The 12201-nt window shown below is 55.5% G+C and carries 21 protein-coding genes and 1 pseudogene; 2 read left to right on the top strand and 20 right to left on the bottom strand.

From position 1 onward, the window contains the following. The 11 genes from Q0239_RS02195 to Q0239_RS02245 form a co-directional block, all read right to left on the bottom strand. On the bottom strand, positions 1-398 hold a 398-nt coding region (locus tag Q0239_RS02195), incomplete at its 3' end, for a SufE family protein (protein WP_298597714.1). Between the two features lie 26 nt (positions 399-424). Next, positions 425-667: a hypothetical protein gene (locus Q0239_RS02200; RefSeq protein WP_298597717.1), complete on the bottom strand. Its 243-nt coding sequence runs from the start codon at positions 665-667 to the stop codon at positions 425-427. A 20-nt stretch (positions 668-687) separates the two neighbouring features. After that, a complete protein-coding gene (locus tag Q0239_RS02205) occupies positions 688-966 on the bottom strand; it encodes a hypothetical protein (protein ID WP_298597720.1) in 279 nt (92 codons plus the stop codon). Then, a complete protein-coding gene (locus Q0239_RS02210; RefSeq protein WP_298597723.1) occupies positions 963-1259 on the bottom strand; it encodes a hypothetical protein in 297 nt (98 codons plus the stop codon). Before Q0239_RS02210 ends, Q0239_RS02205 begins: the two co-directional genes overlap by 4 nt. Before the next feature lie 22 nt (positions 1260-1281). Continuing rightward, entirely contained in the window at positions 1282-1608 is a 327-nt protein-coding gene (locus Q0239_RS02215; protein ID WP_298597776.1) for a hypothetical protein, read from the bottom strand. Between the two features lie 23 nt (positions 1609-1631). Continuing rightward, a complete protein-coding gene (locus Q0239_RS02220; protein ID WP_298597726.1) occupies positions 1632-1913 on the bottom strand; it encodes a hypothetical protein in 282 nt (93 codons plus the stop codon). A 27-nt stretch (positions 1914-1940) separates the two neighbouring features. Further along, positions 1941-2213 carry a hypothetical protein gene (locus Q0239_RS02225; protein ID WP_298597729.1) on the bottom strand — a complete coding sequence of 91 codons (273 nt, stop codon included), beginning with the start codon at positions 2211-2213 and terminating at the stop codon, positions 1941-1943. Positions 2214-2236: 23 nt separating this feature from the next. After that, the gene (gene pspC / locus Q0239_RS02230) at positions 2237-2620 is read right to left on the bottom strand and encodes an envelope stress response membrane protein PspC (protein WP_298597732.1); all 384 of its coding nucleotides are present in this window, start codon (positions 2618-2620) and stop codon (positions 2237-2239) included. A 1-nt stretch (position 2621) separates the two neighbouring features. Further along, a complete protein-coding gene (pspB, locus tag Q0239_RS02235) occupies positions 2622-2912 on the bottom strand; it encodes an envelope stress response membrane protein PspB (RefSeq protein ID WP_298597735.1) in 291 nt (96 codons plus the stop codon). 4 nt (positions 2913-2916) lie between these two features. Beyond that, on the bottom strand, positions 2917-3585 hold the full coding sequence (gene pspA, locus Q0239_RS02240; RefSeq protein WP_298597738.1) for a phage shock protein PspA: 669 nt from the start codon (positions 3583-3585) through the stop codon (positions 2917-2919). Between the two features lie 124 nt (positions 3586-3709). Next, positions 3710-3889, bottom strand: a complete 180-nt coding sequence (locus tag Q0239_RS02245; protein WP_115548288.1) for a hypothetical protein — start codon at positions 3887-3889, stop codon at positions 3710-3712. Positions 3890-4063: 174 nt separating this feature from the next. Here Q0239_RS02245 and pspF point away from each other — a divergent pair, with 174 nt between their 5' ends. Continuing rightward, entirely contained in the window at positions 4064-5119 is a 1056-nt protein-coding gene (pspF, locus tag Q0239_RS02250) for a phage shock protein operon transcriptional activator (protein ID WP_298597745.1), read from the top strand. Positions 5120-5123: 4 nt separating this feature from the next. Here pspF and Q0239_RS02255 read toward each other — a convergent pair whose 3' ends face one another. From Q0239_RS02255 to Q0239_RS02265, 3 genes are all read right to left on the bottom strand, one after another. Further along, positions 5124-5858, bottom strand: a complete 735-nt coding sequence (locus Q0239_RS02255; RefSeq protein ID WP_298597748.1) for a class I SAM-dependent methyltransferase — start codon at positions 5856-5858, stop codon at positions 5124-5126. 35 nt (positions 5859-5893) lie between these two features. Further along, the gene (locus Q0239_RS02260) at positions 5894-6502 is read right to left on the bottom strand and encodes a superoxide dismutase (RefSeq protein WP_298597751.1); all 609 of its coding nucleotides are present in this window, start codon (positions 6500-6502) and stop codon (positions 5894-5896) included. Between the two features lie 106 nt (positions 6503-6608). After that, positions 6609-7226 carry a TetR/AcrR family transcriptional regulator gene (locus Q0239_RS02265; RefSeq protein WP_298597754.1) on the bottom strand — a complete coding sequence of 206 codons (618 nt, stop codon included), beginning with the start codon at positions 7224-7226 and terminating at the stop codon, positions 6609-6611. A gap of 91 nt (positions 7227-7317) precedes the next feature. On the opposite strand from Q0239_RS02265, the gene Q0239_RS02270 reads away from it, so the two are divergent. After that, a complete protein-coding gene (locus Q0239_RS02270; RefSeq protein WP_298597757.1) occupies positions 7318-7932 on the top strand; it encodes a glutathione binding-like protein in 615 nt (204 codons plus the stop codon). Here Q0239_RS02270 and Q0239_RS02275 read toward each other — a convergent pair. The 6 genes and pseudogenes from Q0239_RS02275 to Q0239_RS02300 all read right to left on the bottom strand — a co-directional run. After that, on the bottom strand, positions 7929-8606 hold the full coding sequence (locus Q0239_RS02275; protein WP_298597761.1) for a nitroreductase: 678 nt from the start codon (positions 8604-8606) through the stop codon (positions 7929-7931). The two genes, Q0239_RS02270 and Q0239_RS02275, sit on opposite strands and share 4 nt — an antisense overlap. Positions 8607-8668: 62 nt before the next feature. Next, positions 8669-9232 (bottom strand): urate hydroxylase PuuD, encoded by a 564-nt coding sequence (locus Q0239_RS02280; protein ID WP_298597764.1) that lies wholly within the window; start codon positions 9230-9232, stop codon positions 8669-8671. Positions 9233-9320: 88 nt separating this feature from the next. Next, complete coding sequence (locus Q0239_RS02285) at positions 9321-9944, bottom strand: inner membrane-spanning protein YciB (RefSeq protein WP_298597767.1); 624 nt, start codon at positions 9942-9944, stop codon at positions 9321-9323. Further along, on the bottom strand, positions 9941-10867 hold the full coding sequence (gene ftsY, locus Q0239_RS02290; protein WP_298597770.1) for a signal recognition particle-docking protein FtsY: 927 nt from the start codon (positions 10865-10867) through the stop codon (positions 9941-9943). Before ftsY ends, Q0239_RS02285 begins: the two co-directional genes overlap by 4 nt. Next, complete coding sequence (mtaB, locus tag Q0239_RS02295) at positions 10864-12105, bottom strand: tRNA (N(6)-L-threonylcarbamoyladenosine(37)-C(2))-methylthiotransferase MtaB (protein ID WP_298597773.1); 1242 nt, start codon at positions 12103-12105, stop codon at positions 10864-10866. Before mtaB ends, ftsY begins: the two co-directional genes overlap by 4 nt. Beyond that, a pseudogene (locus Q0239_RS02300) lies at positions 12102-12201 on the bottom strand (diaminopimelate epimerase); the annotation flags it as partial. The pseudogene Q0239_RS02300 and the gene mtaB, both read right to left, overlap by 4 nt.

Consider the following 12201-nt stretch of genomic DNA (forward strand, 5'->3'; position numbering starts at 1 on the left):
GAGTAGCGCGCGGCAGTTTCTCGAATCAAGGATATCATATTGGGGATACCTTGCGTCCGGTTCGAACTCAGCTGGTTTTTGAGATCGAAGGGCGCGAGCGCACCTTCAATATCGAGCGATCCAATCTCGGCTGCGGTCTTGTCTTCCACCGTTTTTAGCACAAGCGCGATAATGCCTTTTGTTATGGCGGCATTACTATCGGCAAGGAACGACAATTGGTTGTTATCCGTCACCGGGTAAACCCATACACTAGCCGAACAACCACGCACCAAGGTGGCATCCGTTTTTAGCGCATCGGGCATGGCCGGCAGCGCCTTACCCAGATCGATCAACAGGCGATAGCGGTCATCGCCATCGAGGAACTCATATTCGTCGAGAATGTCGGACAGCGCAGTCATAGTCGCTGCGCTTATGGCCTTGGACTTCAGATATCAATGCCCGCGGCAATGGCTTCAAGCTTTTTAACACGTTCCTTCAGATCGGCTACCTCGATACGCGACACTGTGGAAGGAGCCCCATCATGCGATGGGCGATGTTGGCTCTCCATTTCGATGCGCTTGAGTTCAATCCAGTCTCGCCATCCGCGCAAGCTGGCGGCAGCGATTATGCCGACGGTTGCCAGCGCAAGGGCGCTTACAGTCAGATAGAAGCTGGGGTCCTGTGGCATGGTCCTTCCTTCCTTTTGGGTTACCGGTCGCGCAGCGCTTCGATTTCACGGCTGACGTCGATGGCGCTTGAATTGTCGGTGGCGATGCGTTCTAGAACCTTGATGCGCTCTTTCAGTTCGCTGATTTCGTTCTGCAGCGCTTGCGTATCGGCAGTATTCGCCAATCTTTGGGTTTTGTTTCCCAACATATCCTGATCTTCGATAATGCCATACTTCGCCTGATGCTTGCTCTGGATGATCTTGCCGATCGTGATGATGGCAATGATGGCCACAACCATCGTGAAGGGATCGCCAATCATTTGATTACTTCCTTTTCATGCGATGGTTCGAAGTTGAGTGGAGTAGTGCGAAGAGCTTCAATTTCATTCGCTAGGCTGTAGCCTTGATCGGTGACGATGCGTTCGAGAACAGCGACACGTTCTTCAAGTCGCCCTTTGTCAGCGGCATATTGTGCGGCTTTCTCGGCGATGCTCTGGGCATCCAGCTCCATCTGCCGCTCTTTCATTTTTAGCCATGGACGGAAAATTGCCCCGGCAAATATAGCCAGCAATCCGCAGCAAATGCCTAATATGGGTATGAGTAAGGGGCTCATGGAAACAGCTTCCTTCTTTGCTTCAGTTTGCCGGGCCGCGCAGGGCTTCTATTTCGGCGGTCAACTTGTGGGTATCATCGACGACGATCTTCTCCACACTGGCAAGGCGATCTTTGATTGAACCCAGTTCGGCGCGCAGCTGCGCATTTTCCTGGCTCAACAGCTTGATGCGCTCGACCGATTCTTGATCGGTCTTGGGATAGACAGCTTGACCCCATGCGCCATCGAGCGGATAGCCATTTTTGATGCGTAGCCAGGTTGTAATAACCCAACCGGCTGAAATTGAGATAATTCCCACGCCGATCATCGGACCAATTGCAGAAATGATAGCTAGTTTATCTGGATCCATTTGCTTTGTCCTATTGGTCGCGCTCAACGCAGACTTTCAATTTCATCGGCCAGACGCACACCCTTGTCAGTCGCGATGCGTTCCAGAACGGCAATCCGTTCTTCCAACCGCCCGATCTTTCCCTCAAGCCGTTCGTTGGTGCTGGTCAACAATCCGATTTTGCGTTCCGCTTCAGGAAGTTCCTTGGTGGTCTTTCCGCCCCATTCATCTTCCAACGCATATCCATGCTTTGCACGGATCCAGTTGTTGATTACCCAGCCTGCGGTGCAAAGACCGACTATCCAGATTATCGTGTCGGGTCCCATATCCTATTTCCTTTTCTCATGCTGCGTTCAGCGCAAGCGTTCGATTTCGCGGCCCAAATTGAGGCTGCTGTCGGTCGCAATCCGTTCCATCACTGAAAGTCTATCTTCCAGACGGAGCATCTGTCCGCGCATCGCTTCATTCTCGTTGACCAGCAATTCGGTCTGGCGCGACGGTGCGAGCCCGTCTTGCTTGAGGGCCGCTTTAACTTTTCGCCTGCCATACCATTGGATCAGCAATGTGCATGCAGTTCCCATCAATCCACCCATGAAAAGGGTGAAAAAGACCGCACTTTCATCCATGATATTCCTCCCAGAAACTGCGCTCAGCGCAGGCTTTCGATCTCGTCGGCCAACTGCTTGTTGTTGCTTACATAGAATGTTTCCATGTCAGCAAGGCGACGGTCGATTTCGCGGAAGCGTGAACGGATGTCGCGTGTGGTGCGGGCAGGCGACTGGCGGACACCCTGCCAGAATTTCTGCTCCGCCTTATCCTCGCTGTAGAGGTGGATCGGCTTTTTGTCGGCCATCCAGGCGGTGATCCAGTAAGCAATCAGCGTCCAAGGAAAGCCGCCCATTAATGTGAGCATGACCGCGCCCAGCCGAACCCAGAGGACATTGACTCCAGTATAGTCCGCTATGCCTGCGCAAACGCCTTTCCATTTGCCATTTTGCTTATCGAGATAGAATTTGGTGTGCATGCCAGACATCTCAGTTCTTCCTCTCCAGTCGGCGGATATTGTCTAAATCGGCATATTCTTCGCTCTCGTGATCGAGGCGGCGGGGATGCCAATCGGGGTTGTCGGCAGCGACAAGGCGTTCGACGGTGTCGAGACGGTCTTCGAGGCGGCGTGCCAGTTCGTGCATGTCACCGAGCATGCGTTCATCATCATTGGTTAGCGTTGCGGCGGTTTTCCACTTGGTGACATAGTGCATTATCAGCCAGGGTAGCCCGATGAAGAGCATCCCGACTACGAATATGGGTACAAGTTCATCTGCCATCGGCTCAGCCCTTCTTCATTGCTTTTTTCATGGCTTCGAGTTCGGCATCGACCTCGTCGATAGCGTTCAAAGCGTCTATTTCTTCGCCCAGCGTCTTCGGGCCGTCCGCACCGATTGACAGCGCATCAGCATAGCCCTGTGCTTCATCGACCCTGCGTTCGAGATCATCGAAGCGGCTGAACGCATCACGGACCTTGTCACCGTTATACATTGTGCGCAGCTTGACCTGATTTTCAGCGCTTTCAAGGCGCGTCATCAGGGCGTTCTGGCGCGAGCGAGCATCGATCAACTTCTTCTGAAGCTTGTGAATGTCGGCTTCTGACGCCTTCAGGGCATCGTCGAGCACAGCTACTTCTGAACGGAGCTGTTCCGCCATGTCGACCGCCTTTTTGCGTTCGACCAATGCGGCCTTTGCCAGATCTTCGCGTTCCTTTGACAGAGCCAGCTGGGCTTTCTCGGTCCAATCAGCCTGAAGATGGTCGAGCTTGGCGATATGGCGCTGCAGCTCTTTCTTGTCGGCAATCGTGCGTGCGGCAGAGGCGCGCACTTCGACAAGGGTTTCTTCCATCTCCATGATGATCATGCGGATCAGCTTCGCTGGGTCTTCCGACCTGTCGAGCAGGTCGGTGACATTGGCGGCGATGATATCGCGTGTCCTGGAAAATATGCCCATTGGGTAACTCCGGATATTGAAACGTTCAGTCGACTGGAACATTGCACGAAAAGGGGCGACCGGGGCAAGCTCTTGTAGGGGAGCTGGGGGAGAGCTTTCGCGCCCCGGTCGGCGGCTTGCAGCGTCAGGCAAGATAGGCACTAACGCCGACAGGCCGGTTGGACTGTTCTGCTGCATGGTGGCTGGCATCTTTCTGCTGAATGACAAAGGACGAAAGCCCGAATGCGATGAGCAGCAGCATCGAGATCGACGCGCCGACTATCGTTCCGGTCGGCTGGGTTTCGGTCTGGTTGAGCTTTTGCATTTTCTTCCCTCTTGGTTTCGGCCTTTGTGCGGCTTGCCAAACATAAAGCAGGAGGCGTGCCAATTTGATGAAATTGGCGGAAAAGCAGAGAAACCTGACTTATGTTCGGGTTTTAGATCGGATTTCATCAAGTAAAACTTGCCAAATGATGGTGAAATATGCCAACAGTGAGGAATGGAGCGCGGCACACAATTCATCGGTCAAAGTTCGGCCTTTCTTGATGCGGTGGAGCGCGCCAGCCGCGCGGCATCGTTGAACCGCCCGATCCTTGTCATCGGTGAGCGTGGGACGGGCAAGGAGCTGATCGCCGAGCGTCTTCACCGCCTGTCGCAACGATGGGACGGCCCGCTGGTCACTATGAACTGCGCGGCTTTGCCCGAGACGCTGATCGAAGCCGAATTGTTCGGACATGAAGCAGGGGCCTTTACGGGGGCCACCCGTGCACGGGAAGGGCGCTTTGAAGAAGCGCATGGCGGCACCTTGTTTCTCGACGAACTGGGTACGCTCTCGATGGGCGCGCAGGAGCGCCTGTTGCGCGCCGTGGAATATGGCGAGGTCACACGCATCGGCTCGTCCAAGCCCATTCGTGTCGATGTCCGCATCGTTGGCGCAACCAACGAAAGCCTGCCCGACATGGTTCCAAAGGAGCGCTTCCGTGCCGACCTTCTCGACCGTTTGAGTTTCGAGGTTATCACCCTGCCTCCTTTACGTGTGCGTGAGGGTGATATCGAGGTGTTGTCCGACTATTTCGGGCGTCGCATGGCGAACGAGCTTGAATGGGATAGCTGGCCGGGTTTTGGTCAAGTCGCACGCCGGGCGATGGAAAATTACAGCTGGCCAGGCAATGTTCGTGAACTGCGCAACGTGGTTGAACGCGCGGTGTATCGCTGGAATTCGCCCGAACAACCGGTCGATTATGTCCAGTTTGATCCGTTTGAAAGCCCCTGGACAGCGCTTCCGAACCCCGCCGCCCCGTCTCGTGAAAGCGAAAGCGGTGGTGGACAAGAGGATGGCACGGGCCAATCACGCCATTCGACCGATTTCTCGGCCATCAACGAAACCCAGATCAAGGTTGGTGACTTCAAGGCGACCACCGAGGCTTTCGAAAAAGCGCTTCTGGAACAGGCGCTTGCACAGCATCGCTATAATCAGCGGCAAACGGCCAAGGCGCTCAATTTGAGTTATGACCAGCTGCGGCACAGCCTGAAAAAGCACGACCTGCTGGGCTGAAAAATCAGCCGTTGGATATCACCAACCGGTAGCCGACATCGAGTTCATCCAGTTTCAGAATATCGGCATGCCGTCGCGCCCATGCGCCGCTGTCGAGATCGGCGGATAACTGTTCTAAAGCCGTATCCGCGCTTCCGATTTTCCAGAAGGACGACATGCCTTTCCGGATAATCGGGTCGAGATAGGCCCGCGGTCGCCTCCAATAAGCATAGAGAAATCCGTCTGAGCAATCATGCGGCACCGGAACGGTTGTGACGGAGACAGGCCCAAGCCAGTTTTGATATTCGTCGATGCCGGGCATTTGCCCCTCGTCGAGGGTCACCAGCGCCGGAAGATAATCGGTCAGCCAGCATCCGCGATGCGACGGATCAAAGGTAAGCAGGACAATTGGCCCCCGGGTTACCCGGCGCATCTCGACCATGCCCTTTGCCTTGTCGGGCCAATGGTGGATGGTCAGAATTGCCATAAAGGCATCGAAACTTTTGTCTTCAAAGGGTAAGCTGTCGGCGCTTGCCTGCACCGCCGGCCCAAGATGCGCGGGGCGTTGGGCAATCATTTCGGCGGACGGTTCGACTGCCGTTACTGAACGGTCAGTCGGCTCATAATTGCCGGCACCAGCTCCGACATTGAGTACGGTTTTGGCATCTCCCAATGCTGCATGGATATGCGCCGCAATGCGCGGGTCTGCCTTGCGCAAATTGGCGTAATCAACGCCGATTATATCATAAGTTGCAGACATGAATTGGCTCTATCGCCAATACGTGCTTCAAGCAATTAGCCCTTTTGGTCCGCGCGTTCCGCACCTTTGCCGTCGAGATTGAGAGCAACAAAATCCCAATCGATGGCCTTGTTCAAAATCGCATCGATATGGGCGGCGCGGTCATTGCGATAATCGACATAATAGGCATGTTCCCAGACATCGAGGATCAGCAGCGGCTTGTCGCCATGCTTCACCGGGCAATCGGCATCATGATAGCTTTTGATCTGCAGTTTCTCGCCGTCGAGTAGCAACGCAGTCCAGCCGCTGCCGAAATGGCCGGTTGCTTCTTCTTTCAGTTTTGCGAGCAAATCGGCGTGCGAACCAAATTGATCGGCAATCATATTGGCCAGTTTACCGCTGGGCGTTTTGGCTTCGGGGCTCAAGCATAGCCAGTAGAAGCTGTGGTTCCAGATTTGTCCTACTTGGTTGAATAAGCTGCCCTTGGCGCTCTGGATCAATTCGACAAGCGATTTTCCCGCAAGAGCCTCGTCTTCAGCCACAAGTTTGTTCGCTTTGTCGACATAGGCTTTGTGGTGCTTGCCATGGTGATATTCGAAAGTTTCAGCCGAAATCAGATCGCCGAAAGCTGTTGTGGCATAGGGGAGCTGGGGGAGGGTGAACATCGCTTGTCCTTTTCTTTGCGCAGGAGTGACGCTGAAATCACTATATAGGAACGCACTCCGTGGTGCCGATAAAAGCAGCGATGGAAGGGTGCGCAGATGCGATGGGCTAACCTGCAGAGTCAATTTTGGTCAGAAAATGGATCGTTTCGCGAGCCATTGAACGAAGCATTGTTTCCTTAGTGCCAGCCCGGGCTCGCAGCGCGATGCTTTGTAAAGTGGCTGTAGCGATATGTGCCAGTTGTTTTGCTGACGCCGAAGGCAAGATTTCACCACAGGATTGTGCGCATTCAAAACGCCGCTCAAAGGCTCCATCGATCTGGTCTATGACTGTTGCGAGTTGATCGCGTATTGCAGCATCGCTGCTGGCTTCGACGGGCGCAGTACACATAATCATGCAACCGCGCGGGGCCGAACCGGATAGATAGAGCGTGATGGCCGCATCGAAAAAGTCTGTCAGCTCGTCCGCAATGGGTGCTGCGCCAGCCAACAGTGCAGTCAAGGCTGCGTTCAGCTGCGCCTCAACGGCGTTTAGCGATGCTAGGTACATTGCGTGCTTGTCGCCAAACAATTCGTAAAGGCTGGGTCTACTGACACCTGCGGCCTCTGACAGCTCGGATAACGACGCTCCGGCATAGCCCTTGTCCCAAAATTGGTTGAGCACCGCTTGACGGACAGTTGCCTCGTCAACTTGCTTTGGGCGTCCGCGACCTTGCTTGGTTTTCATAATATCCTACCGAACTGCAGATAAATATTGACGGTCTTCATTTATCTGCATATCGGTAGATAAATCAATCACCCATCCGAAAGAATTTTCCATGCAGCTCTATTTCGCACCTTTGTCCTGCTCGATGGCGACCCGGATCACTTTGTATGAGCTGGGGTTGGAAGCGGAGTTCCACCAGGTGGGGTTGATGAACAAGCAACTGGTTGCAGACGGCTCTGATTATCTGGCCATCAATCCAAAGGGACAGGTTCCGGCTTTGCGCACTGACGACGGCGACATTCTGACCGAAGGTCCAGCCATTCTGCAATATGTCGCTGATCTAGATCCCGACCATCGCATGGCACCCGCCGCTGGAACGATCGGACGGGCGAAATTGCATCAATGGCTGAATTACATCGCTACTGAAATACACAAGGCTGTGTTCTATTTCATGTTCAATCCGGCGTCTCCGCCAGAGGCGAAGGCTTTTGCGCGTGATAAACTGCTGCCTGCCCGATATGATTTTCTCTCGCGGCATATGGAAGGGCGCGACTATCTGCTCGACCAGTTTTCGGTTGCCGATGCCTATTTGGCAACGTCGCTCAATTGGGCAGCACCAGCTGGTGTCGATCTTGCGCAATGGCCAGTGCTGAAGGCTTGGCACGAGCGAATTCTGACGCGTCCCGCTGTGGCGCGCGCTTTCGCTGAAGAACTTGCGTTGCGTTAGGTGTCAAAACCAACGAACGTAGCGGCTTCGGCCACCGACTTTCGCGGTGGAACGACGGCGTTGGACGGAAAGGCCATGTCGGGCCAGCCCAGCGCGATGCTCTTCATGATCACTTGATCGTCGGCGATTCCTGCATGTTCACGCACTACGGGCGATTGCATGATGCCCTGACTGTTGATCACAGTGCCGAGACCGCGTGACCATGCCGCGTTGACCAGTGCCGTAGCAACCGCTCCGCAATCGAACGGCGTGTCATCGCTGCCGTCGAGCACCTTGTCATAGGTGATAATCACGCACACCGGCGCGTCGAACTGACGGAAACCGCGCAACACCCAGTCCTGCCGCTTTTCCTTATTGTCGCGTTCGATGCCCATTGCGCCGAACAATTGCTTTGCAACATCGACCTGCCGTTCGCGGTGGATGCCTTCGAAAGGCTGTCCTGTGCGAAACTCGCGTGATTGCGGGACGCCTGCTAGCGTGCGTTCGGTGTTCCCCTTGCGGATACGATCGAGCGGTTCGCCGGTGATGACGTAAAAATTCCACGGTTGTGTATTCATCGACGAAGGCGCGCGCATGGCCAGCGTCAGGATTTCCTCGATCAGCTCGCGCGGAACAGGGTCGGGCTTATAGCCTCTTATGCTGCGGCGGCCAAAAATGACGTCATCAAATTCCATCTCTCTCTCCCGTTAAAAAAGGCGGCTCAAAGGCCGCCTTTTCCATTTTCCTGTGTTGGCTATCAGCCGCCGTTGAAACCGATCATTGCGTAAAGCATCGGGATGGACAGCAGCGTGTTGGTGCGCGAAAACATCATTGCGCGTGTAGCTGCAGCTGCCTTGGTTGCATCGTCGGCTTCAACCATGCCAAGTGCCTTTTGTTGCGCTGGCCAGATTACAAACCATACGTTGAACGCCATGATCAGCGCCAGCCACATGCCGATGCCGATCAGGCGGTGGCTTTCAGCGAGCATCAGCGCGTCCATCAGGTATCCTGCGCGGAAGGCAATGATGAGGCCGAACAAGACGGTAAGTGCGGCACCCCAGCGGAAGAAGAACAGCGCCGACGGAGCGATATGCTTCGACACGCCAGGCTTCAGTTCAGCCGGGATTTTGGGCATGGTCGGGATCTGGACGAAGTTGAAATAATAGAGCAGCCCGATCCAGAGGATTCCAAAGAAAGTATGCAGCCAACGGATGGTCTGTTGTTCCAAATCGCCATTGGCAGGAACACCCGCAATTAACAGCAACGCAAGGACCAGGCCAACGCCCAGCACCGCGTGCAGATTTCCAAAAAACTTCGCCATTTCGCTTCCCCTTTAGGCTCTGGTTTAAAATCGTGAGGCGACCCTAACCAAGCGAAGGCGGCGTTACAAGGGGGAGGGTGCGCAGGAATCAACCCTGCGGTGGAACTTGTGGTTCATCGCCCAGCTTCAATCCATGCTTGAGCAGCATCGGAATATTGGCCATCGCGAAGAGGAAGGTCACGATAGTGACGCCCCAGACTTTGAGCGTGAGCCACAGATCGAAGCTGAGCGTCGCGCGCATCGCTTCATTCGCGATTGCCAATGCAGCGAAGAACAAACCCCAATTGAGCGAGAGTTTGAGCCAGCCTTTTTCGTCTAGCCCGTCATAGGCCGCCTCCAATACATAGCGCAGCAGTGCCCTGCCGCGCACCCAACCTCCAATCAACAGCAGGCCGAAAAAGGCGTAAATCAGCGTCGGCTTGATCTGGATGAAGCGCTCATCATGGAACCACAATGTCAACGCGCCGAAGAAAACACCCAATGCAGCGGTAAGCTTGAGCATCGGCGAAATCTTGCCGATCTTCCACTTAGAAACAATAACAGCGATAACGATGGCGACCATGAATGTGCCGGTACCGACAATCGCACCCTGTTTGGGGTCAGCATCAGACGATCCCAGTTTCGACGCCACGAAGAACAGCAGCAGCGGCCCAAAATCGAGGAGGAAGTTGAGCAGGCCATGCTTGGGCTTTGCGTTCGCTGTGTCGTTCATGCTGATCCAGCAATCGCTACTGCAAGGTCGCGGGCATCAAAGGGGCGGAGGTCGTCGATAGTCTCGCCGACGCCTATGGCGTGGATCGGAAGACCGAACTGTTTCGCGGCTGCCACCAGCACGCCGCCTCGCGCACTGCCATCCAATTTGGTCATCACCAGACCGGTGACGCCAGCAACTTCCTTGAAGATTTCGATCTGGCTCAGCGCGTTTTGTCCGGTGGTCGCATCGAGGACAAGCACTACGTCATGCGGCGCTGCCGGGTTCAGGCGGCCGAGAACTCGGCGGATTTTGGCCAGTTCGTCCATCAGTTCGCGCTTGTTCTGCAAGCGACCTGCGGTGTCGACGATCAGGACGTCGATACCCTCTGCAGTTGCCTTTTTGACTGCATCGAAAACCACGCCCGCCGCATCGCCGCCTTCAGGGCCGGTCACGATGGGCACGCCGAGACGGTCGGCCCAGACCTTCAATTGGCCAATGGCCGCAGCGCGGAATGTGTCACCGGCTGCCAGCATCACACCATAGTCCTGCTCAAGGAAATTGTGCGCCAGCTTAGCGATGGTGGTGGTCTTGCCCGATCCGTTTACGCCGATCACCAGAATGACCTGCGGACGGGGGAAGGCGTCGATTTCGAGCGGCTTGGCTACCGGGGTAAGGATTTGTGTGAGCTCTTCCTCAACCACCTCGCGCAGGTCGGCCATATCGATGCCCTTGTCGAAGCGCGTGGCTGCGAGTTTATCGCGGATTTGAGACGCGGTCGCCGGCCCCAGATCGGTAACGATCAGTGCCTCTTCAATCTCGTCGAGCATTTCGGCATCGAGCTTGCCTTTGGTAATCAGGCCGGTCAGATTTTCGCTGAGCTTGCTCGACGTTTTCTTGAGGCCACCAAACAATTTGTCGCGCCAGCCGGGGTTTTCACTCATCCGGCGACCCTTCCTTGGAGCCGTCCATTATCCTGTCCTTCGATCATTGCGGTGACGATAGTGCCTTCGGGCACCTTGCGGTCAAGCTCGACATAAGCGAAATTTTCCGAATGGCCAGATGCGCCGCCCGCCTCGACTACAATTTTTTGCGAGCTGCCGGTGAGAGACTGAAGCCAATTATCGCGCTTAGCAGTAACGGCTTCACGCAACCGACGGGCGCGATCCTTGATATCCTGTGCCCTGACTTGTGGCATTTTGGCGGCAGGCGTCCCGGCCTTGGGCGAATAGGGGAAGATATGGCCGTGGACGATGTCGCAGTCTTCTACCAGCGCGAGGCTGTTTTCAAACATCTCATCATCTTCGGTCGGAAATCCTGCGATGATGTCGGCTCCTATCGCAATATCGGGGCGCTGTGCCTTCATTCGGGCAACAATCTCGATCGCCTGTTCGCGCGAATGGCGCCGTTTCATGCGTTTCAGGGTCAGATTATCGCCAGCCTGCAAGCTTAAATGCACATGCGGCATCACTCGCGGTTCGCCAGTGATCAGCTCGAATAGGCGCTCGTCGTTTTCGACCCCGTAAATGGAGGACAAGCGAAGACGGGGAAGGCCTGGAACCAGTTTGATGATTTGCTCCACCAGCCGCCCGAGATTGGGTTGGCCAGGAAGGTCGTGGCCATAGCTGGTAACATCAACACCGGTCAGCACTACTTCGGCGATGCCCCGGTCGACCAGCTTTTGGATATGTTCGACTACCTGTCCGGCAGGAACCGAACGGCTATTCCCGCGACCGTAGGGGATGATGCAGAAGGTGCAGCGATGATCGCAGCCGGTTTGTACCTCGACAAAGGCGCGGGTGTTCCCGGAAAAGGCTGTGGCAAGGTGCGGTGCGGTCTGGTGCACCGCCATGATGTCGCTGACGCGCACCTTCGGGCCGTCGATAGCAAACAGGGCAGGGGATTGTTTCTCGATGTTGCCGATGACCGCATCGGCCTCTGCCATCGCCTCGAAGGTCTGCGGTTCGATCTGCGCTGCGCAGCCGGTGACGATGATGCGCGCATCGGGGCGGCGCTTGCGTGCCTGCCTGATGGCTTGCCGGGTTTGGCGCACCGCTTCGTTAGTAACCGCACAGCTGTTGACGATAACCAGATTGGGTTCGTCGCCCAGTTGCTCCGCCAAGGCATGGCTTTCCGCCAAGTTCAGACGGCAGCCCATGGTAATGATTTCGGGGCTGCTCAACCGAATGCGCTCCAGTCCGCTTCGCCGGTGAAGACGTGCGTTGCTGCACCCTCCATCTCGATTGGGCCGCCCTCCTGCCAACCTATGCGCAGGTCG

This window comes from uncultured Sphingorhabdus sp., from assembly GCF_937872355.1.
Lineage (GTDB): Bacteria > Pseudomonadota > Alphaproteobacteria > Sphingomonadales > Sphingomonadaceae > Sphingorhabdus_B.

What these genes read in the sequence shown, in the direction of transcription:
- Q0239_RS02200 (WP_298597717.1), bottom strand. Translation starts at nt 667, where the DNA reads ATGCCACAGGACCCCAGCTTCTATCTGACTGTAAGCGCCCTTGCGCTG.
- Q0239_RS02205 (WP_298597720.1), bottom strand. Translation starts at nt 966, where the DNA reads ATGATTGGCGATCCCTTCACGATGGTTGTGGCCATCATTGCCATCATC.
- Q0239_RS02210 (WP_298597723.1), bottom strand. Translation starts at nt 1,259, where the DNA reads ATGAGCCCCTTACTCATACCCATATTAGGCATTTGCTGCGGATTGCTG.
- Q0239_RS02215 (WP_298597776.1), bottom strand. Translation starts at nt 1,608, where the DNA reads ATGGATCCAGATAAACTAGCTATCATTTCTGCAATTGGTCCGATGATC.
- Q0239_RS02220 (WP_298597726.1), bottom strand. Translation starts at nt 1,913, where the DNA reads ATGGGACCCGACACGATAATCTGGATAGTCGGTCTTTGCACCGCAGGC.
- Q0239_RS02225 (WP_298597729.1), bottom strand. Translation starts at nt 2,213, where the DNA reads ATGGATGAAAGTGCGGTCTTTTTCACCCTTTTCATGGGTGGATTGATG.
- pspC (WP_298597732.1), bottom strand. Translation starts at nt 2,620, where the DNA reads ATGTCTGGCATGCACACCAAATTCTATCTCGATAAGCAAAATGGCAAA.
- pspB (WP_298597735.1), bottom strand. Translation starts at nt 2,912, where the DNA reads ATGGCAGATGAACTTGTACCCATATTCGTAGTCGGGATGCTCTTCATC.
- pspA (WP_298597738.1), bottom strand. Translation starts at nt 3,585, where the DNA reads ATGGGCATATTTTCCAGGACACGCGATATCATCGCCGCCAATGTCACC.
- Q0239_RS02245 (WP_115548288.1), bottom strand. Translation starts at nt 3,889, where the DNA reads ATGCAAAAGCTCAACCAGACCGAAACCCAGCCGACCGGAACGATAGTC.
- pspF (WP_298597745.1), top strand. Translation starts at nt 4,064, where the DNA reads ATGGAGCGCGGCACACAATTCATCGGTCAAAGTTCGGCCTTTCTTGAT.
- Q0239_RS02255 (WP_298597748.1), bottom strand. Translation starts at nt 5,858, where the DNA reads ATGTCTGCAACTTATGATATAATCGGCGTTGATTACGCCAATTTGCGC.
- Q0239_RS02260 (WP_298597751.1), bottom strand. Translation starts at nt 6,502, where the DNA reads ATGTTCACCCTCCCCCAGCTCCCCTATGCCACAACAGCTTTCGGCGAT.
- Q0239_RS02265 (WP_298597754.1), bottom strand. Translation starts at nt 7,226, where the DNA reads ATGAAAACCAAGCAAGGTCGCGGACGCCCAAAGCAAGTTGACGAGGCA.
- Q0239_RS02270 (WP_298597757.1), top strand. Translation starts at nt 7,318, where the DNA reads ATGCAGCTCTATTTCGCACCTTTGTCCTGCTCGATGGCGACCCGGATC.
- Q0239_RS02275 (WP_298597761.1), bottom strand. Translation starts at nt 8,606, where the DNA reads ATGGAATTTGATGACGTCATTTTTGGCCGCCGCAGCATAAGAGGCTAT.
- Q0239_RS02280 (WP_298597764.1), bottom strand. Translation starts at nt 9,232, where the DNA reads ATGGCGAAGTTTTTTGGAAATCTGCACGCGGTGCTGGGCGTTGGCCTG.
- Q0239_RS02285 (WP_298597767.1), bottom strand. Translation starts at nt 9,944, where the DNA reads ATGAACGACACAGCGAACGCAAAGCCCAAGCATGGCCTGCTCAACTTC.
- ftsY (WP_298597770.1), bottom strand. Translation starts at nt 10,867, where the DNA reads ATGAGTGAAAACCCCGGCTGGCGCGACAAATTGTTTGGTGGCCTCAAG.